The organism is Pseudomonas gingeri (assembly GCF_013386115.1).
Lineage (GTDB): Bacteria > Pseudomonadota > Gammaproteobacteria > Pseudomonadales > Pseudomonadaceae > Aquipseudomonas > Aquipseudomonas gingeri.
In genome coordinates this window covers 1-19,731 of sequence record NZ_JACAOR010000016.1, presented here as the reverse complement: position 1 = coordinate 19,731, position 19,731 = coordinate 1, and the positions used below count along the sequence as shown (strand labels likewise).

17 protein-coding genes and 1 pseudogene are annotated in these 19,731 nt (G+C 63.5%); 11 read left to right on the top strand and 7 right to left on the bottom strand.

What is annotated here, in order from left to right; genetic code table 11:
- Positions 1-6: 6 nt before the first annotated feature.
- The 7 genes from nuoI to HX881_RS30260 all read left to right on the top strand — a co-directional run bounded on the left by nuoI (position 7) and on the right by HX881_RS30260 (position 8,549).
- Complete coding sequence (nuoI, locus tag HX881_RS30290) at positions 7-555, top strand: NADH-quinone oxidoreductase subunit NuoI (protein ID WP_017123831.1); 549 nt, start codon at positions 7-9, stop codon at positions 553-555.
- Between the two features lie 9 nt (positions 556-564).
- A complete protein-coding gene (gene nuoJ, locus HX881_RS30285; RefSeq protein ID WP_017123830.1) occupies positions 565-1,065 on the top strand; it encodes an NADH-quinone oxidoreductase subunit J in 501 nt (166 codons plus the stop codon).
- A gap of 4 nt (positions 1,066-1,069) precedes the next feature.
- The gene (gene nuoK / locus HX881_RS30280; RefSeq protein WP_010444593.1) at positions 1,070-1,378 is read left to right on the top strand and encodes an NADH-quinone oxidoreductase subunit NuoK; all 309 of its coding nucleotides are present in this window, start codon (positions 1,070-1,072) and stop codon (positions 1,376-1,378) included.
- On the top strand, positions 1,375-3,228 hold the full coding sequence (gene nuoL, locus HX881_RS30275; RefSeq protein ID WP_177088248.1) for an NADH-quinone oxidoreductase subunit L: 1,854 nt from the start codon (positions 1,375-1,377) through the stop codon (positions 3,226-3,228). The genes nuoK and nuoL overlap by 4 nt, the downstream gene beginning before the upstream one ends.
- A gap of 40 nt (positions 3,229-3,268) precedes the next feature.
- On the top strand, positions 3,269-4,801 hold the full coding sequence (gene nuoM / locus HX881_RS30270; RefSeq protein ID WP_017123828.1) for an NADH-quinone oxidoreductase subunit M: 1,533 nt from the start codon (positions 3,269-3,271) through the stop codon (positions 4,799-4,801).
- Positions 4,802-4,808: 7 nt separating this feature from the next.
- Positions 4,809-6,272, top strand: a complete 1,464-nt coding sequence (nuoN, locus tag HX881_RS30265) for an NADH-quinone oxidoreductase subunit NuoN (RefSeq protein ID WP_017123827.1) — start codon at positions 4,809-4,811, stop codon at positions 6,270-6,272.
- 138 nt (positions 6,273-6,410) lie between these two features.
- Entirely contained in the window at positions 6,411-8,549 is a 2,139-nt protein-coding gene (locus HX881_RS30260; RefSeq protein WP_177088246.1) for a TonB-dependent receptor family protein, read from the top strand.
- 5 nt (positions 8,550-8,554) lie between these two features.
- On the opposite strand, the gene HX881_RS30255 is transcribed toward HX881_RS30260, so the two are convergent.
- A complete protein-coding gene (locus HX881_RS30255) occupies positions 8,555-9,619 on the bottom strand; it encodes an AI-2E family transporter (RefSeq protein ID WP_177088244.1) in 1,065 nt (354 codons plus the stop codon).
- A gap of 154 nt (positions 9,620-9,773) precedes the next feature.
- Here HX881_RS30255 and trhP point away from each other — a divergent pair, with 154 nt between their 5' ends.
- On the top strand, positions 9,774-11,111 hold the full coding sequence (gene trhP / locus HX881_RS30250) for a prephenate-dependent tRNA uridine(34) hydroxylase TrhP (protein WP_177088242.1): 1,338 nt from the start codon (positions 9,774-9,776) through the stop codon (positions 11,109-11,111).
- An 82-nt stretch (positions 11,112-11,193) separates the two neighbouring features.
- On the opposite strand, the gene HX881_RS33340 is transcribed toward trhP, so the two are convergent.
- Positions 11,194-11,949, bottom strand: a complete 756-nt coding sequence (locus HX881_RS33340; protein WP_370590999.1) for a methyl-accepting chemotaxis protein — start codon at positions 11,947-11,949, stop codon at positions 11,194-11,196.
- A gap of 102 nt (positions 11,950-12,051) precedes the next feature.
- Positions 12,052-12,876, bottom strand: a pseudogene (locus HX881_RS33335) (cache domain-containing protein); the annotation flags it as partial.
- 294 nt (positions 12,877-13,170) lie between these two features.
- Between HX881_RS33335 and HX881_RS30240 the strand changes: the two are divergent.
- Positions 13,171-15,318: a methyl-accepting chemotaxis protein gene (locus HX881_RS30240; protein WP_177088240.1), complete on the top strand. Its 2,148-nt coding sequence runs from the start codon at positions 13,171-13,173 to the stop codon at positions 15,316-15,318.
- Between the two features lie 19 nt (positions 15,319-15,337).
- On the opposite strand, the gene HX881_RS30235 is transcribed toward HX881_RS30240, so the two are convergent.
- The 4 genes from HX881_RS30235 to HX881_RS30220 are packed head-to-tail and all read right to left on the bottom strand — an operon-like array spanning position 15,338 to position 17,935.
- Positions 15,338-16,654: a sensor histidine kinase gene (locus HX881_RS30235; RefSeq protein ID WP_017123821.1), complete on the bottom strand. Its 1,317-nt coding sequence runs from the start codon at positions 16,652-16,654 to the stop codon at positions 15,338-15,340.
- On the bottom strand, positions 16,651-17,319 hold the full coding sequence (locus HX881_RS30230; RefSeq protein WP_017123820.1) for a response regulator transcription factor: 669 nt from the start codon (positions 17,317-17,319) through the stop codon (positions 16,651-16,653). The genes HX881_RS30235 and HX881_RS30230 overlap by 4 nt, the downstream gene beginning before the upstream one ends.
- Positions 17,319-17,627, bottom strand: a complete 309-nt coding sequence (locus tag HX881_RS30225) for a PepSY domain-containing protein (protein ID WP_177088238.1) — start codon at positions 17,625-17,627, stop codon at positions 17,319-17,321. Before HX881_RS30225 ends, HX881_RS30230 begins: the two co-directional genes overlap by 1 nt.
- Entirely contained in the window at positions 17,627-17,935 is a 309-nt protein-coding gene (locus HX881_RS30220) for a PepSY domain-containing protein (protein ID WP_042934458.1), read from the bottom strand. The genes HX881_RS30225 and HX881_RS30220 overlap by 1 nt, the downstream gene beginning before the upstream one ends.
- A gap of 183 nt (positions 17,936-18,118) precedes the next feature.
- Here HX881_RS30220 and HX881_RS30215 point away from each other — a divergent pair, with 183 nt between their 5' ends.
- Together HX881_RS30215 and queD are read left to right on the top strand one after the other, a co-directional pair.
- Positions 18,119-19,198, top strand: coding sequence for a hypothetical protein (locus tag HX881_RS30215; protein ID WP_017123817.1), 1,080 nt, complete (start codon positions 18,119-18,121; stop codon positions 19,196-19,198).
- Between the two features lie 85 nt (positions 19,199-19,283).
- Positions 19,284-19,640, top strand: a complete 357-nt coding sequence (gene queD / locus HX881_RS30210) for a 6-carboxytetrahydropterin synthase QueD (RefSeq protein ID WP_017123816.1) — start codon at positions 19,284-19,286, stop codon at positions 19,638-19,640.
- Positions 19,641-19,731 lie beyond the last annotated feature (91 nt).

Sequence of the window (19,731 nt, the reverse complement as noted above, 5' to 3'; positions counted from 1 at the left end):
TGACCCATGTTCAAATATATTGGCGACATCGTTAAGGGTACCGGTACCCAGTTGCGAAGCCTGGTGATGGTTTTCGGCCATGGCTTTCGCAAACGCGACACCCTGCAATATCCCGAGGAAGCGGTGTACCTGCCGCCGCGCTATCGCGGTCGCATCGTCCTGACCCGCGACCCCGATGGCGAAGAGCGCTGTGTAGCCTGCAACCTGTGCGCCGTGGCGTGCCCGGTGGGCTGCATCTCGCTGCAGAAAGCCGAAACCGACGACGGTCGTTGGTATCCGGAGTTCTTCCGCATCAACTTCTCGCGCTGCATTTTCTGCGGCCTCTGCGAGGAAGCCTGCCCGACCACCGCGATCCAGCTGACACCGGATTTCGAGATGGCCGAGTTCAAACGTCAGGACCTGGTCTACGAGAAAGAAGATCTGCTGATCTCCGGCCCCGGCAAGAACCCTGATTACAACTTCTATCGTGTTGCAGGTATGGCTGTTGCCGGGAAGCCGAAAGGCTCCGCCCAGAACGAAGCCGAGCCGATCAACGTGAAGAGCTTGCTGCCTTAAGGAAGAACGATGGAATTCGCTTTCTATTTCGCATCGGGTATCGCGGTTGTGTCCACGCTTCGCGTGGTCACCAACACCAATCCCGTGCACGCCCTGCTCTACCTGATCATTTCGCTGATCGCCGTGGCCATGACCTTCTTCAGCCTCGGCGCACCGTTCGCCGGTGCCCTGGAAGTGATCGCCTACGCCGGCGCCATCATGGTGCTGTTCGTGTTCGTGGTGATGATGCTGAACCTCGGCCCGGCCGCGGTCCAGCAGGAGCGCGTCTGGCTCAAGCCCGGTATCTGGGGTGGGCCGGCCGTACTGTCGTTGCTGCTGCTGATCGAACTGCTGTACGTACTGTTCAGCCACAGCAGCGGTGCCGCGATCGGTCAAACCACCGTGGGTGCCAAGGCCGTAGGCATCAGCCTGTTCGGTCCGTACCTGCTGGTGGTCGAACTTGCCTCGATGCTGCTGCTCGCCGCAGCCATCACGGCATTCCACTTGGGCCGCAACGAGGCGAAGGAGTAATACCATGCCTGCTATCCCTCTTGAGCATGGACTGGCCGTCGCCGGCATCCTGTTCTGCCTCGGTCTGGTCGGCCTGATGGTCCGCCGCAACATCCTCTTCGTGCTGATGAGCCTGGAGGTGATGATGAACGCCGCCGCCCTGGCCTTCGTCGTCGCGGGCGCACGCTGGGCGCAACCGGATGGACAGATCATGTTCATCCTGGTGATCAGCCTGGCAGCCGCCGAGGCCAGTATCGGCCTGGCGATCCTGCTGCAACTGTATCGCCGCTTCCACACGCTCGATATCGACGCTGCCAGTGAGATGCGCGGATGAACATGATCTTTCTGACTTTCGTATTCCCCCTGATCGGTTTCCTGCTGCTGTCGTTCTCCCGGGGACGCCTCTCGGAAAACCTCTCGGCGCTGATCGGTGTCGGCTCCATCGGCCTGTCGGCGATTGTCGCCGCCTACGTGATCTGGCAATTCAATGTCGCACCGCCCGAGGGTGGTCACTACACCCTGGTGCTGTGGCAGTGGATGTCGGTGGACGGTTTCGCCCCGAACTTCGCCCTGTACATCGACGGCCTGTCGATCACCATGCTCGGCGTCGTGGTCGGCGTGGGTTTCCTGATCCACCTGTTCGCGTCCTGGTACATGCGCGGTGAAGACGGCTACTCGCGTTTCTTCGCCTACACCAACCTGTTTATCGCCAGCATGCTGTTCCTGGTCCTGGGCGATAACCTGTTGTTCCTGTACTTCGGCTGGGAAGGCGTGGGCCTGTGCTCCTACCTGTTGATCGGTTTCTACTACAGCAACCGCAACAACGGTAACGCGGCATTGAAGGCCTTTATCGTCACCCGCATCGGCGACGTGTTCATGGCCATCGGCCTGTTCATCCTGTTCCAGCAACTGGGTACGCTGAATATCCAGGAACTGCTGGTCAAGGCGCCCGAGCATTTCAAGGTCGGCGACTTCTGGATCGTCCTGGCGACCCTGATGCTGCTGGGCGGTGCGGTCGGCAAGTCGGCCCAGCTGCCACTGCAGACCTGGCTGGCGGATGCGATGGCCGGTCCTACCCCGGTTTCGGCACTGATCCACGCCGCGACCATGGTGACCGCCGGTGTCTACCTGATCGCCCGTACCCACGGTCTGTTCGCCCTGGCGCCGGATATCCTGCACCTGGTCGGCATCGTCGGTGGCGTGACCCTGGTCCTGGCCGGTTTCGCCGCCCTGGTCCAGACCGACATCAAGCGTATCCTCGCCTACTCGACCATGAGCCAGATCGGCTACATGTTCCTGGCCCTGGGCGTCGGTGCCTGGGAAGGCGCGATCTTCCACCTGATGACCCACGCCTTCTTCAAGGCCCTGCTGTTCCTTGCCTCCGGTGCGGTGATCGTTGCCTGCCACCACGAGCAGAACATCTTCAAGATGGGTGGCCTGTGGAAGAAACTGCCGTTGGCCTACGCCAGCTTCATCGTCGGTGGTGCCGCCCTGGCCGCCCTGCCGATCGTCACCGTCGGTTTCTACTCGAAGGACGAAATCCTCTGGGAAGCCTTCGCCAGCGGCAACCACGGCCTGCTGTACGCCGGCCTGGTCGGTGCGTTCATGACCTCGCTGTACACCTTCCGCCTGATCTTCATCACCTTCCACGGTGAAGCCAAGACCGAAGCCCACGCCGGCCACGGGATTTCCCACTGGCTGCCGCTGGGCGTGCTGATCGTGCTGTCGACCTTCATCGGCGCCTGGATTCATCCGCCACTGGCCGGTGTCCTGCCGGAAAGCGCCGGTCATGCCGGCGGCGAAGCCAAGCACAGCCTGGAAATCGCCTCGGGTGCCATCGCCCTGGCCGGTATCCTGCTGGCGGCCGTGCTGTTCCTCGGCAAGCGTCGTTTCGTCACCGCCGTCGCCAACAGCGGTATCGGGCGCTTCCTGTCGGCCTGGTGGTTCGCCGCCTGGGGCTTCGACTGGATCTACGACAAGCTGTTCGTCAAGCCGTACCTGGCGATCAGTCATGTGCTGCGCAAAGACCCGCTCGACCAGACCATCGGCCTGATCCCGCGTATGGCCAAAGGCGGTCACACCGCCCTGAGCCGCACCGAGACCGGTCAGCTGCGTTGGTATGCCGCGTCGATCGCCGCTGGTGCCGTGCTGGTGCTTGGCGCCATCGTACTGGTAGCGGTCTGACTATGAACCTTGCGACATTGCGAAAGGAATTGAGCCCGTCATGATTCTGCCTTGGCTAATCCTGATCCCCTTTATCGGTGGCCTGCTGTGCTGGCTGGGTGAGCGTTTCGGCTCTACCCTCCCCCGCTGGATTGCGCTGCTGACCATGTCCCTCGAACTCGCCCTCGGCCTCTGGCTGTGGGCCCACGGGGATTACTCGTTCGCGCCGGCACCCGGCGCCGATCCCACCTGGGCGATTGAGTTCAAGCACGTCTGGATCCAGCGCTTCGGCATCAACGTGCACCTGGCCCTCGACGGCCTGTCGCTGTTGATGATCCTGCTGACCGGCCTGCTGGGTATCCTCTCGGTACTCTGCTCGTGGAAAGAGATCCAGCGTCACGTGGGCTTCTTCCACCTGAACCTGATGTGGATCCTGGGCGGTGTCGTCGGCGTGTTCCTGGCCCTCGACCTGTTCATGTTCTTCTTCTTCTGGGAAATGATGCTGGTGCCGATGTACTTCCTCATCGCGCTCTGGGGTCACAGTTCTTCGGACGGCAAGAAGACCCGGATCTACGCGGCGACCAAGTTCTTCATCTTCACCCAGGCTTCCGGCCTGATCATGCTGGTGGCGATCCTCGGCCTGGTACTGGTCAACTTCAACAACACCGGCGTGATCACTTTCAACTACGCCGACCTGTTGAAGACCAAGATGTCGCTGACCACCGAGTACATCCTGATGCTCGGTTTCTTCATCGCCTTCGCGGTCAAGCTGCCGGTGGTACCGTTCCACTCCTGGCTGCCGGACGCCCACGCCCAGGCGCCGACCGCCGGTTCCGTCGACCTGGCCGGTATCCTGTTGAAGACCGCTGCCTATGGTCTGCTGCGTTTCGCCCTGCCGCTGTTCCCGAATGCCTCGGCCGAGTTCGCGCCGATCGCCATGACCCTGGGTCTGATCGGGATCTTCTACGGTGCCTTCCTGGCCTTCGCCCAAACCGACATCAAGCGCCTGATCGCCTTCTCCAGCGTCTCGCACATGGGCTTCGTACTGATCGGGATCTACTCCGGCAGCCAGCAGGCCCTGCAAGGCGCGGTGATCCAGATGCTCGCCCACGGCCTGTCGGCGGCGGCACTGTTTATCCTCAGCGGCCAGCTCTACGAGCGCACCCACACCCGCGACATGCGTGAAATGGGTGGCCTGTGGTCGAAGATCGCCTACCTGCCGGCCATCAGCCTGTTCTTCGCCGCCGCCTCGCTGGGGCTGCCGGGAACCGGCAACTTCGTCGGCGAGTTCCTGATCCTCATCGGCACCTTCGTCAGTGCGCCATGGATCACCGCGATTGCCACTTCCGGCCTGGTGTTCGGTTCGGTCTACTCGCTGATCATGATCCACCGCGCCTACTTCGGTCCGGCCAAGTCGGACGAAGTGCTGCACGGCATGGACGGTCGCGAACTGGCCATGGTGCTCGGTCTTGCGGCACTGCTGATCTACATCGGCGTGTACCCGCAACCGTTCCTCGACACCTCTGCCGCCACCATGCATGGCGTGCAGCAGTGGCTCGGCACCGCCTTCACTCAACTCGCTTCGGCCCGGTAAGAGCGCTATGGAATTCACGATCCAACACTTTATCGCGCTGGCGCCGCTGCTGATCACCAGCCTCACCATTATCGTGGTGATGCTGGCAATCGCCTGGCGCCGCAACCACTCACAGACCTTCCTGCTCTCGGTGGCCGGTCTCAACCTGGCGCTGCTGTCGATTCTGCCGGCGCTGAAAGTCGCCCCCCTGGTGGTGACACCGCTGATCCAGATCGACGATTTCGCCTGCCTGTACATGGCGTTGATCCTGGTGGCGACGCTGGCTTGCGTCACCCTCGCCCACGCCTACCTGGGTGATGGCGGCTCGGGTTACCCGGGCAACCGCGAAGAACTGTACCTGCTGATCCTGATGGCCGCCGCCGGCGGCCTGGTCCTGGTCAGCGCGCAGCACCTGGCCAGCCTGTTCATCGGCCTGGAACTGCTCTCGGTACCGGTCTACGGCCTGGTGGCCTATGCCTTCTTCAACAAGCGCTCGCTGGAAGCCGGTATCAAGTACATGGTGCTGTCGGCTGCCGGTTCCGCGTTCCTGCTGTTCGGCATGGCCCTGCTCTACGCCGAAGCCGGCACCCTGAGCTTCACCGGTATCGGCCACGCCCTGGCCGCCACCGGCCTGCCAAGCCCGATTGCCCAGCTGGGCCTGGGCATGATGCTGGTCGGCCTGGCGTTCAAGCTGTCGCTGGTGCCGTTCCACCTCTGGACCCCGGACGTCTACGAAGGCGCCCCGGCGCCGGTGGCGGCCTTCCTGGCCACCGCCAGCAAGGTGGCCGTGTTCGCGGTGATGATCCGCCTGTTCCAGATCTCGCCGGTCGCCAGCAGTGGCGTCCTGAGCAATGTGCTGGCGGTGATTGCCGTCGCGTCGATCCTGGTCGGCAACCTGCTGGCGCTGACCCAGAGCAACCTCAAGCGTCTGCTCGGTTACTCGTCCATCGCCCACTTCGGCTACCTGCTGATCGCCCTGGTGGCGAGCAAGGGCCTGGCGCTGGAAGCCATGGGCGTGTACCTGGTCACCTACGTGATCACCAGCCTCGGCGCCTTCGGCGTGATCACCCTGATGTCCTCGCCGTACAACGGCCGTGACATGGATGCCCTGTACGAATACCGCGGCCTGTTCTGGCGCCGTCCGTACCTGACCGCCGTGCTGACCGTGATGATGCTGTCCCTGGCCGGTATCCCGCTGACCGCCGGCTTCATCGGCAAGTTCTACATCATCGCGACCGGTGTCGAATCCCAGCACTGGTGGTTGATCGGTTCCCTGGTGATCGGTAGCGCCATCGGCGTCTTCTACTACCTGCGCGTGATGGTCACCCTGTACCTGATCGAGCCGAACCTGCGTCGCCACGATGCCCAGTTGCATTGGGAACAACGTGCAGGCGGCGTGATGCTGCTGGCAATCGCGGTCCTGGCCTTCTTCCTCGGCCTGTACCCGCAGCCATTGCTGGAGCTGGTGCAACACGCGGTACTGGCTAGCTAAGCAAGCAGCCAGAAGGACCCGACACCCCGCCCGAGGCAACTCCGGCGGGGTGTTTTGTTTTCAGCGCACCGTCAATTCATTGCGAACGATTCTCGACTTCTATAGGCTGGCGCGCCCTGTTCCGCCGAGCCCCGATTGATGCGCATCGCCCTGCCCTCCTCCCTGCTGCCCTCTTCCCTGTTGCCGCTGGCGGCGCTGTTCTGCGCCGCACCGTTGCAAGCCGCGCCCGCCCCACTGGAACTCGGCGAGGTGGACGTACGCAGCGAAGAGATCAGCGAGCTCGACAATGCCCGTGCGCAACTGCACGAGATTCCCGGTGCCAGCAACCTGATCGATCTCGAACGCGTCGAAAACGGCCGCACCGCCAGCAACCAGGACGTGCTGGCCTACCAACCCGGGGTTTATGCCCAGTCGGCCGGCAATGACGGCACCAAGGTGTCGATTCGCGGCTCGGGCATCAACCGCGCACCCGGTGCCCACGGCTCAGGGATCTACACACTGTTCGACGGCCTGCCACTGACCGGTCCCGGTGGCACGCCCTATGAACTGTTCGAACCGCTGTGGCTCAGCCGTGCCGAAGTGCTGCGTGGTGCCAACGGCTTCGACCGGGGCTCCCTGGCCCTCGGCGGAGCCATCGACTATGTGACCCACACCGGACGGGATGCCGCGCCGCTGCAGGTGCGTTATGAAACCGGCAGCCATGGTTATCGCAAGCGCCAGGTCAGTTCCGGCCAGGTCCTCGGCGACCTGGATTATTACCTCGCCCTGACCGACTCGGACGATGATGGCTATCAGGACCATACCCGGGGCAGCAGCAAAGGCCTCGCGGCCAATGTCGGCTATCGCTTCAGCCCGGAACTGGAGACCCGCCTGTACCTGCGTTATCGCGAAACCGACAACGAGCTGGCCGGACGTGTGACCCAGGACCAGATCAAGCATCACCCGCGCGCCGCCAACCCGCTCTATGTCAGTCGTGACGCCAGTCGCCCGCAGCCGGGCAGTACCTGGCTGGGCAGCAAGACCACGATGTATCTGGACGATGATTCGCAGCTCGAGATCGGACTGGTCTACCACGACTACCCGATGGACCTGCGCGAAGGTCCCAACCGCCTGAAGGTGGCCTACACCGATGTCAGTGGCACCTTGAATTACACCCGCCGCGACACGCTGTTCGGCCTGGAAAGCAAAAGCACCCTGGGCTGGCGCAGCACCAGGCACCTGCCCAATAGCGGCGCCTCGGAATTTGTCCGGGTCCAGACCAACCCGCTCTACCCGGTCGGCACCAGGACCCGCGATTTCAGTTACCAGGGCTCGGACAATGTGCTGCACGCCGGCAATGACCTGGAAGTGCTGCCCGATCTCTGGCTGACCACCGGCCTGGCGATGATCTATACCCGCCGCGAAAGCGATGTGAGTTACCCGGCCAGCGGCGGCAAGGTCAGCCAGCACGACTGGGACTACGCGCCACGGGTAGGCCTGCGCTACGAGTTCAGCCCGCGCTTGCAGGTCTATGGCAATCTCGGCCGCTCGGTCGAGCCACCGCATCCATGGGCGCTGATCTGGAGTTCGGGGACCCGCTTCAGCGCGGGCAATGGTGCGGCCACCGGCCTGCAAAGCACGCCGGTGGAACTGAAGAACCAGACCGCGACCACCCTCGAACTGGGTAGCCGCGGCGAAGCCTGGCTCGGTAAATGGGACCTGGCCTGGTACTACTCAGCAGTCCGTCATGAACTGCTGACGGTGGAGATGCAGGCCGCCACGCAGACCCAGGCGCAGATCACCGGCGAGGTGAATGCCAGTCCCACCGTGCACCAGGGCATCGAGGCCGGGCTGGAAAGCCTGTTGTGGGAACGTCCGGAGCTGGGCCAGGTATCCTTGCGCCAGGCCTACACCCTCAGCGACTTCCATTATCGCGACGACGCGGCGTTCGGCGACAATCGCCTGCCGGGCATCCCGCAGCATTACTACCAGGCACAAATCCGTTACGCCCATCCGAGCGGTGTCTATGTCGGCCTGAACACGCAGATGGCCTCACGCATCGCCGTGGACTACGCCAATTCACGCTACGCCTCGTCCTACGCCCTGCTCGGTGCAACCCTGGGTTATGCCTCGCCCAGGCAGGACTGGCAGACCTGGCTGGACTTGCGCAACCTGGGCAACGAGCGCTATGCCGCCGTGGTGGTGCCGGGCTACGACGACAAGGGCGCCGATGCGGCCCGTTCGGTGCCTGGCGAGGGCATGGGGGTGTACGCCGGGGTTTCCTACAGTTTCAGGTGATGGGCTCAGGCGGGCAGCTTCACCCGTCTCTTGCTCTCGGTGAAGATGCCCCAGCTGGACAGGAACAAGGCCGCGATCAGCGGGCCGATGACAAAGCCGTTCAGGCCGAATACCGACAACCCGCCCAGGGTACTGATCAGGATCAGGTAGTCGGGCATGCGCGTGTCCTTGCCCACCAGGATCGGACGCAGGACATTGTCCACCAGACCGATCACCAGCACCCCGAACAGCGCCAGCACCACGCCTTGCCAGATGGCCCCGGTCATCAGGAAATACACCGCCACCGGTGCCCAGACGATCCCCGCGCCCACCGCCGGCAACAGCGACAGAAAGGCCATGGTCACCGCCCAGAGCAAGGCGCTGGGGATATCCAGCAGCCAGAAGATCACGCCGCCCAGGGCACCCTGGGTCACCGCCACCAGCAGGTTGCCCTTCACCGTGGCCCGCACCACGCGGTTGAACTTCAGTTGCAGGCGGCGCTTCTGCTGCTCGGCCAGGGGCACGGCCGCGCGGATCCGGCGCACCAGCTCCGGACCGTCGCGCAGGAAGAAAAACAGCAGGTAGAGCATGATGAAAAAGCTCACCACGAACTCGAAGGTGCCCTGCCCGACGCTGACGGCCTGGCTGGCAAGCAACTGGCTGCCTTGCGTCATCCCCTGGACCACCTTGGCCTGGAGCCCGTTGAGGTCACCCAGCCCGAACCGATCGAGCCCGCGCTGGATCGCCCCCGGTAGCAGATGCTTGAACTGCGCGACATGACCGGCGATATCCAGCTGGCCGCTTTCGATACTCCGGTACAGCGTCGTGCCTTCCTGCACCAGCAAGGCAGAGATGACGATCACCGGCAGCACCGCGATCACCAGGCAGATCCCCAGGGTGCACAGCGCCGCCAGGTTGCGCCGGGCATTCAGGCGCAGCAGCAGGCGACGTTGCAAGGGGGCGAAGATGATGCCGAGAATGACCGCCCAGAACACCGCGCCGTAGAACGGCTGGAGAATCCACAGGAAGGCGATCGTCACCAACGCCAGCAGGATCAGCAGGGATTTGTTGTGCAAGAAAGTTTCGCTCATGGCCGGTCCACCTGGAAAAAAACGCCGGGGACACTCAGGCCCTCGCACATTAGTCCGCGGGCGACGATCATTCGTTCACCCAGTCTGGACCCAGATCAATAAACGCCGGGCCCGGGCGGTTTAACCTCGCGACTTTTTTGCGAACGATCCGACCATGTCCCTTTCCGCCCCTGAACTGCTGGCCCCCGCCGGCACCCTCAAGAACATGCGCTATGCCTTTGCCTACGGCGCCGACGCGGTGTACGCCGGCCAGCCGCGCTACAGCCTGCGGGTGCGCAACAACGAATTCGACCATGCCAACCTGGCCCTCGGCATCCGCGAAGCCCAGGCCCAGGGCAAGCGCTTCTACGTGGTGGTGAACATCGCCCCGCACAATGCCAAGCTCAAGACCTTCCTCAAGGATCTGGCACCGGTGGTCGCGATGGCGCCGGACGCACTGATCATGTCCGATCCGGGCCTGATCATGCTGGTGCGCGAGCATTTCCCGCAGATGCCGATTCACCTGTCGGTGCAGGCCAATACAGTGAACTGGGCCAGCGTGCGGTTCTGGCAGCAACTGGGGTTGACGCGGATCATCCTGTCGCGGGAGCTGTCCCTGGAAGAGATCGCCGAGATCCGTGAGCAGGTGCCGGACATGGAGCTGGAAGTCTTCGTCCATGGCGCCTTGTGCATGGCCTATTCGGGGCGCTGCCTGTTGTCCGGCTACCTGAACCGGCGTGACGCCAACCAGGGCAGTTGCACCAACGCCTGCCGCTGGAAGTACACGGCACAACCGGCCGGGGAAAACGTCACGGGCGAGATCGTCAGGGCCTTCACTCCCGAACCGGTCGAGCCGACCCTGGGCGCGGGCGCACCCACCGACCAGGTGTTCCTGCTGCAGGAAGCCAATCGTCCCGAGGAGTCGATGCCCGCCTTCGAAGACGAACACGGCACCTACATCATGAATGCCAAGGACCTGCGCGCGGTGCAGCATGTCGAGCGCCTGGCGCGCATGGGCGTGCACTCGCTGAAGATCGAAGGCCGGACCAAATCGCACTTCTACTGCGCACGGACCACCCAGGTCTATCGCCAAGCCATCGACGATGCGGTGGCCGGGCGCGAATTCGACCGCAGCCTGATGCACAACCTCGAGTCACTGGCCCAACGCGGCTATACCGAGGGCTTCCTGCGCCGGCATGTGCATGACGAATACCAGAACTACCAGAACGGCAGTTCGGTCTCCGAGCGCCAGCAGTTTGTCGGCGAATTGACGGGAGTACGCCGTGACCGGCTGGCCGAGGTCAAGGTGAAGAACCGCTTCGGGCTGGGCGACCACCTGGAATTGATGACCCCCAGGGGCAACTTTCATTTCGATCTGCATGAACTGCGCAATGGCAGCGGCGGCGCGATTGCAGTGGCGCCGGGAGATGGGCATACGGTGTACCTGCCGATCCCGGATCAGGTCGATCTGCGCTTCGGCTTGTTGATGCGCGATATTCAGGTCAGCTCGTAGGGTTGTGCTGCCCGGGCCGGCCTCTTCGCCGGCCTGCCAGCTCCCACAGGGGATGGGGGGAGCCGGCTGGCCGACGATGCCTTCAGATCCGGAACTGCCCCACCAGCTTGCCCAACCGCTGCCCCAGCTCGGCCAGGCTGCGGGAGGTCTGGGCCCCCCGCTGGGTTTCATCGGCCACGCTGTCCACCGCCGTGGCGATCTGGTGCACGCTGCGGTTGATCTCCTCGGCCACCGCCGTCTGTTCCTCGGCGGCGCTGGCGATCTGCGCGTTCATCGCATTGATGGTGCCGATCAACTGCGCCATGGTATCCAGCGAAGCCCCCGCTTCGTTGGCCCGTACCGAGGTACCGTCGCCGGCCTCGCTGGAACGACGCATGGCCTCGACCGCCAACTGCGTGCCCGACTGCAGGCGATCGATCATCCCCTGGATTTCCTGGGTGCTCTGCTGGGTCCGGCTGGCGAGTGCGCGGACCTCGTCGGCGACCACCGCGAAACCACGCCCGGCTTCACCGGCCCGGGCCGCCTCGATGGCCGCGTTGAGCGCCAGCAGGTTGGTCTGCTCGGCAATCGAACGGATCACCCCCAGCACGCTGACAATCGACGTCACGTCCTGCTGCAGGCTGTCCAGGGACGTACCACTGCTGCGGATATCATTCACCAGCGCGTGGATCTGCTGGATGCTGCCATCCACCACGCGCTTGGCGGTCTGGCCTTCGGCATCGGTCTGCTGGGCCGCGACCGCCGCGCCCTGGGCACTGCGCGCGACTTCCTGGGCGGCTGACGACATCTGGTTGATCGCCGTGGCGACCTGATCGGTTTCGTGGCGCTGGCGCTCCATCGCCTGTTCCGAGCGGTTGGCCTGCTCGGAGACCTGGCCGACCAGTCCGGTCAACTGGCCGGTCATCTCGGTGATCTGCCGGACCAGGCTGTGGATCTTGTCGACAAAGCGGTTGAACGAGCCGGCCAGTTGCCCCAGTTCGTCCTGGCTGGTGATCGCCAGGCGGTGCGTGAGGTCACCCTCGCCGGCGGCGATATCGTCGAGGTTGGCTTTCATCAGGATCAGCGGCCGCAGAATGGTATTGGCGACGATCATCCCGACCACGGCAATCACCAGCAGTACCAGCACGGCAATCCCGACAATGCTCAGCACCACGCCTTCCATGCGCTCGTTGACCTTGCCCTGGACCACCGCGACCTGGGCTTCGATGCCATCGAGGTTGACCGAGGAGCCGATGGCCATGTCCCACTTGGCCAGGTATTCGGTGTATCCGAGCTTGGGCACCAGCACCGTTTCGTTGCCCGGCAGCGGCGAGCTGTATTGCAGGTAGTGGGTTCCGTCCTTGGCGACCTGCACCAGGTCACGATTCACATAGACGCCGTTGGGGTCGCGGGCATCCTTGAAGCTCTTGCCAAGGCCTTCCGGACTGTTGCTCTTGAACAGCCGGACGATCTGCGAATCGTAGCCGAAGAAGTAACCGTCCTTGCCGTACTTGATGCTCGACAACAGTTTGATCACCTGGTCACGGGACGCCTGGTCCCCCGGCGCGGCGGCATCGTAGAGCGGCTTGATCGCCGTCATGGCCACCGCCACGTAGCTCTGCAAGGTGGCCTTGGCCTCGGAGATCAGTCGCTCGCGGGTTTCCTCGACTTCGTTGCGGGCCTGGTTCCGCAGGATCAGCACCGTAGTCAGGCTGATCACGACCGCGAACAGCAGGACCGGCAATACCGCGAGGGACAGGACTTTGGCCTTCAGGCTCAGGCGCATGGTGGTGTTCTCTTATTGTCGGCAGGTAAGGGGTTAACGGCCCCGCCGGCGGAAAGTTGAGGACCATCGACGCCCGTGGAAACCGCACAAACCGTGGGGGCGATGGCTGCGGCCGGCATGAAATCGACCGTCAACGACGTATTGTCGATTTCAATCGACAATCGTTCGATGGGATAAAACCCGCCTTTTCCTGACACAGGTCATTGTTTTTTATTTGTTCGTTCAAATAAAGAAAAAACCGATCATGCCGTTAAACTTCCAAACCTCTGCAGTTCAAGATTAAGGACGTCTTTCATGTCGCTCAGACAACTTTCCATCCAATGGAAAATCACCCTGCTCGCCGGACTCAGCCTGCTGGGGGTCGTCACCCTGCTGGTCGGCCTTTCACTCTATCGTATGGAGCACAGCTCGGAGCTGGTCAAGGCATCGAGCATGGAAATGCTCAACGAGGCCGCCCAGGCGCGCATCGAGGCCCAGGGTGAAGTCCAGGCGCTGATCATTCGTCGGCAGTTCATGGATGCCTACCAGTACGGCAACGGCTTTGCCCGCCAGGTGCTATTCCTGCGCGAACAGGCACAGAAGCGCTTTCTCGATGCCTTCGATCTGCGCGAAGACCTGACCCGCCAGGTCAAGGCCGCACTCCAGGCCAACCCGGACCTGCTCGGCCTGTCCCTGGTCTTCGAAGCCAACGCACTGGACAGCAAGGACGAGCTGTTCGCCGGCCAGAAGGAACTGGGCAGCAACGACAAGGGCCGCTTTGCCCTCTACTGGTCGCAACCGACCCCGGGCCAGTTGACCTCCATGTCGCTGCCGGAAAGCGATATGAGCGACACCAGCACCGGCCCCAGCGGCGAGCCGAACAACGCCTGGTTCACCTGCCCGCGCAGCACCCTCAAGCCCTGCGTGATCGAGCCCTACTTCTACGAGATCGATGGCCACAATGTGCTGATGACCAGCATCGTGTTTCCGCTGATCGTCGAGGGCAACGTCATCGCCTCGCTGTCCGTGGATATCAACCTCAACAGCCTGCAAGCGGTCAGCCAGCAGGCGAGCAAGAAGCTCTACGACGGCCAGACCAGCGTCAGTATCCTCAGCCCGGTGGGCCTGCTGGCCGGCTACAGCCCGGATGCCAGCAAACTCAGCCAGCGCCTCGACCAGGTCGACAGCCACAACGGTGCCGCGCTGATCCGCCAACTGGCCAGCAGCACCGAGACGCAGGTGCTGCGCAATGATGCGCAACTGAAGATTCTCGCGCCGTTCCAGCCGATTCCCGGCGGCAAGCCGTGGGGCGTGTTGCTCGATGTGCCGGAAAAGGTCCTGGTCGGGCCGGCCGAAACCCTGAAGAGCCAGCTCGATGCGCGCAACGCCGCCGGCACCCTGATCGAGCTGGGCCTGGGCCTGCTCGGTGCCGTGATCGGACTGTTGCTGGTCTGGCTGATGGCCCGCAGCGTGACCCGACCGATTCTCGGCGTGGCGCGCATGCTCGAAGACATCGCCAGCGGCGAAGGCGACCTGACCCGCCGCCTGCATTACGACAAGAAGGACGAACTGGGCCAACTGGCTGGCTGGTTCAACCGTTTCCTCGACAAACTGCAGCCGGTGATTGCCGACGTCAAGCGGTCGGTCCAGGACGCCCGCGGTACTGCCGACCAGTCGGCGTCCATCGCGACCGAAACCAGCGCCGGCATGGAACAGCAGTACCGCCAGGTCGACCAGGTCGCCACCGCCTCCCACGAAATGAGCGCCACCGCCCAGGATGTCGCCCGCAGCGCGGCCCAGGCCGCCCAGGCCGCGCGCGATGCCGACCAGGCGACCCGTCAGGGGCTGACCGTGATCGATCGCACCACCGCGAGCATCGGTCACCTGGCCGCCGACATGAGCGACGCCATGGGCCAGGTCGAAGGGCTGGCGGCCAACAGCGAGAAAATCGGCTCCGTACTGGAGGTCATCCGGGCGATTGCCGAGCAGACCAATCTGCTGGCACTCAACGCCGCCATCGAAGCTGCCCGAGCTGGTGAGGCCGGGCGTGGTTTCGCCGTGGTCGCCGATGAAGTGCGCAACCTCGCGCGGCGCACCCAGGAGTCAGTGGAGGAAACCCGCCAGGTCATCGAAGAGTTGCAGACCGGTACCCGCGAAGTGGTGACTTCCATGGGCAACAGTCACCGCCAGGCCCAGGGCAGTGTCGAGCAGGTCAGCCAGGCCGTGACGGCGTTGCGGCAGATCGGCGACGCGGTGACGGTGATCACCGACATGAACCTGCAGATTGCCAGTGCGGCGGAAGAACAGAGCGCGGTGGCCGAGGAGATCAACAACAACGTGGCGACCATTCGCGATGTCACCGAATCGCTGTCCGGCCAGGCCAATGAATCGGCACGGGTCAGTCAGTCGCTGAACCAGTTGGCCAACCAGCAACAGGGACTGATGGATCAGTTCCGGGTGTAAGGTTTCGCGCGCAGGGGCTTCAGCTTCTGCGCGGCAGCTCGATCGTCACCAGCAGCCCGCCCAGCGGGCTGCCCGACAAGGCCATCTGCGCCCCCCAGGCGTCGACGATATCGCGCACGATGCCCAATCCCAGCCCATGCCCGATGGTCTGTTCATCCAGCCGCGCCCCCCGGCTGAACACCTCGTCCCGGCTCTGCTCGGGAATCCCCGGACCGTCATCCTCGACACTCAGGCGATAGCCTCCCGCCGTCTCGACGATACCCAGGCGTACCTCGGCATCGGCCCACTTGCAGGCGTTGTCCAGCAGGTTGCCCAGCAGTTCGAGCAGATCTTCCCGATCCCAGGGCAGTTGCAGGCCGGGGGGTGAGCTGTGGCTCAACAGCAGGTGCTCGCCGTGGATCATCCTCAGGGTCGAGAGCAACCCGGGCAGTTCCGCATCGCAATCGAAGGGCACGCCCGGCAGCGCCTCGCCGGCGAGACGGGCACGGTTCAATTCGCGGCTCAGGCGCTGTTCGATCTGCTCCAGCTGTTCGCGCAACACCTTGCGCAAGGCCGGCTGGCCCTCCAGCTGGGCGCTCGACGCCAGGCTGAGCAGCACCGCCAGCGGGGTTTTCAGGGCATGGCCGAGGTTGCCCAGGGCATTGCGTGAACGCTTGAGGCTGTCTTCGGTATGGGCCAACAGATGGTTGATCTGCGCCACCAGGGGTTCAAGCTCCAGCGGCACCCGGGTTTCCAGTTGCGAGCGCTGTCCCTGCTGCAATTGCGCGATCTGTTCCCGGGCATTTTCCAGGGGGCGCAAGGCCCGGCGAACGGTAACCCGTTGCAGCAACAGGATCACGATCAGCGCCGCGAGTCCGATCCCCAGGCCGATGCGCTGCATCAGCTGGAAGCTTTCCCGCACCGGTGTGTAGTCCTGGGCCACGCTGATACTGATCGACTGCCCCAGGCGCCGGTAGTCCGAACGCAGGACCAGCAGCATCTGCCCCTCGGGTCCCAGTTGCAGGTTGGCATGCAGGCCCGGTTGCGCCGGGACCGGCAGGTCCTGGTCCCAGAGCGAGCGGGAACGCCAGTGATGGTCGGCGAAGTCGATCCGGAAGTAATGCCCGGAGAACGGTCGCTGATAGGCCGGGGACAACCGCCGCTCATCCAGTTGCAGCCCCTGGGGGCCACGTACCAGGGCGACCAGCAGGTTCTCGCTGTCGGCGTGCAGGCCATCCTCCAGATAGCGCTGCAGGCCCAGTTCGAACAGCCACAGGCTGGTTTGCGCAACGATCAGGCCGACCACCAGCAGTACGCTGACCAGGCCCAGGCTCAGACGCCGCTGGATCGACCTCACCCGGCGGTTCCGCCGAATCGGTAACCCTGGCCGCGGCGGGTCTCGATCACCGCGCGGCCGAGCTTGCGGCGCAGGTGATTGACATGCACCTCCAGCACATTCGAATCACGTTCGGTTTCACCGTTGTAGAGATGTTCGGCCAGATGTCCCTTGGAAAGAATCTGCTCCGGGTGCAGCATGAAATAGCGCAACAGGCGGAACTCGGCCGCGGTCAGCTGGATCTCCGCACCATCGCGGCTGACGCACTGGCGGCCTTCGTCCAGATGCAGCCCCGCGGCCTTCAGGGTCGGCTGGTTGGGTTGGCCGTGGGCACGACGCAGCAATGACTGCACCCGCAGTTGCAGTTCTTCCGGATGGAAAGGTTTGGTCAGGTAGTCGTCGGCCCCGGCCTTGAGTCCCTCGATGCGTTCGGCCCAGGAGTCCCGCGCGGTCAGGATCAGCACCGGCACCGTCAGGCCACCGGTCCGCCATTGCCGCAGGACCTCCAGGCCCGGCAAGCCCGGCAGCCCGAGATCGAGGATGACCAGGTCATAGGGTTCCGTCGCCCCCTGATACGCCGCATCACGCCCATCGGCCAGCCAATCGACGGCGTAGCCCTGGCGTGCAAGGCCGGCCAGCAGCTCATCGGCCAGGGGCACGTTATCTTCCACCAGCAGCAGCCTCATCAGTTGTCCTCCTCGTCTTTCAATAAGTCACCATTGCTGGCGTCCAGCTTGAGTTCCCGGACCACACCGGCCTGGGTCAGCAATTCGACCTCGTAGACATAGAGGCCATGCTTGCTCTCCAGTTCAGCCTCCAGCAGCTTCGCCCCGGGGTAATGCCCCATGGCCTGTTGCAGCAGGCGCTCGAGCGGCAGGATCACCCCCTGCTGACGCAGATGCAGGGCTTCGTCCTGGTCCAGATCCCTGGCCGATGCCAGGGAGCAGAAGGTGGCCAGCGCCAGCAGAGCGCAGGCGCGCAAATTGAAAATCATTACCTGTCCTGATGGTCCTTGAGAACCTGACCGCTGATGGCGTCCAATTCAATCTCCCACTCAATTCCCTGAGCATCGCGCAGTTCTACCTGATAAATGTAGTGACCGTATTTCTCGTCCAGTTCGGTATCGCCCAGCACAGCGCCGGGGTGCCGGGCCAAGGCAACGGCCGTCAGTCGATCAAGAGGCTGGATTGTACCTGCCGCTTGCAGTTTCGCCGCTTCGTCACTGGCAATATCACGACCCGATACATTACAGGTGGTGACTGCCACAGCAAAAAAGGCCAAGGCAGCGCCCAGGGCTTTCATCATAGGTCTCCATGGCAAATGGCCAGTTATGCCCGTCACGGTAACCGCCCCAACTTAAGCGAAGCTGAATTTCCCCGGCGGTCATCTATCCATCCCTATTCACAAGCCCGCTCTTTTCCCGACGCCGACAGCCATTCGCGGCAACCTTCCCTATAATTCGCCGACCCAGAGAACGAGGGCTGTATGACTGCGATTCACATCAAATTCCCCGCGCTGACCCTCAAGGCCGGCAAGCGTGCATTCCAACGCATCCGTGAAGGCGGCCTGAAGGCCGCCGACGTCGGCACGCTGCCGGGCGCGGCAGGCGGACCGAAAGCCCTGGGCATCCAGGGCCTGGACCTGGCGCTGTTCGGTGAATGGCTGCCGGCGAGCCCACGGGAGCGCTCATTGATCGGCGCCTCGATCGGTGCCTGGCGGTTTGCCAGCGCCTGCCTGCCGAATGCCGCGCAAGGCATCGAGCGCCTGGGGCAGCTGTACAACGAACAGAGCTTCGCCAAGGGCGTGACCATGGCCGAGGTCAGCCAGAGCTGCCAGCGCATGCTGCACGACCTGCTCGATGGCCGGGACGCCTCGATCCTGACGAACGAGCACTATCGCTTGAACGTGGTGATCGTGAAGAGCCATGGCCTGCTGGCGGACGATCATCGGGGCCGCCTCGGCCTCGGATTGTCCTCGGTCATCGCCGACAACCTGGTCGGACGTGGGCGCCTGGCTCGTCACTTCGAGCGGGTGATCCTGCATGACCCACGCCTGTCCCCTCCCCTGCTGCCCCTGAAGGACTTTCCGTCACGCCTGCTGCCACTGGCCTCGGAGAACCTGCGCCAGGGACTGCTGGCCTCCGGCTCGATCCCGATGGTGATGGAAGGTGTACGGGACATCGTCGGCGTCGGCCAGGGCACCTATCGCGATGGCGGCCTGCTCGACTATCACCTTGACCTGCCCTACAGCGGCGAGGACGTGGTGCTCTACCCGCACTTCACGGACAAGGTCATTCCCGGCTGGTTCGACAAGACCCTGCCGTGGCGACGCGGCAACCCGGACCGGCTACAGGATGTCCTGCTGCTGGCCCCTTCGCGCGAATACCTGGCCCGGCTGCCCCACGGCAAGCTGCCGGACCGCAATGATTTCAAGCGCTACATGGGCGATGACAAGGGCCGCCAGGCCTACTGGCGCGAGGCAATGGCGCAGAGCCGGCGCCTGGGTGACGAATTCCTCGAGCTGGCCGATCACGGCAGGCTGGGAGAGCGCCTGCTGGCGCTTTGAGTCGGTCATCGCGCACCGGAGCTGTTAAACTGCCGAGCTGCACTTATCGCTCACGCGATAGCCACCCTTCAGAGCTGACAATACTGTGGAAATCTTCAAAGAGTTTACGTTCGAATCCGCCCACCGCCTGCCTCACGTGCCGGACGGACACAAGTGTGGCCGCCTGCATGGTCACTCCTTCAAGGTGGCGATCCATCTGAGCGGTGAAATCGATCAGCATACCGGCTGGATTCGCGACTTCTCCGAGATCAAGGCGATCTTCAAGCCGTTGTATGAGCGCCTGGACCACAACTACCTGAACGACATCCCCGGCCTGGAAAACCCGACCAGCGAAAACCTGGCGAAGTGGATCTGGCAGGAACTGAAGCCACTGCTGCCAGAACTGTCGGCGATCCGCATCCATGAGACCTGCACCAGCGGATGCATCTATCGCGGGGAGTGAGTCCCGGGCATAAAAAAACCACCTCAGGCAGGTGGTTTTTTTATGCCCGATCACTGCGAGTTTTCCGCGGCGCAAAAACAAAACCCCAACT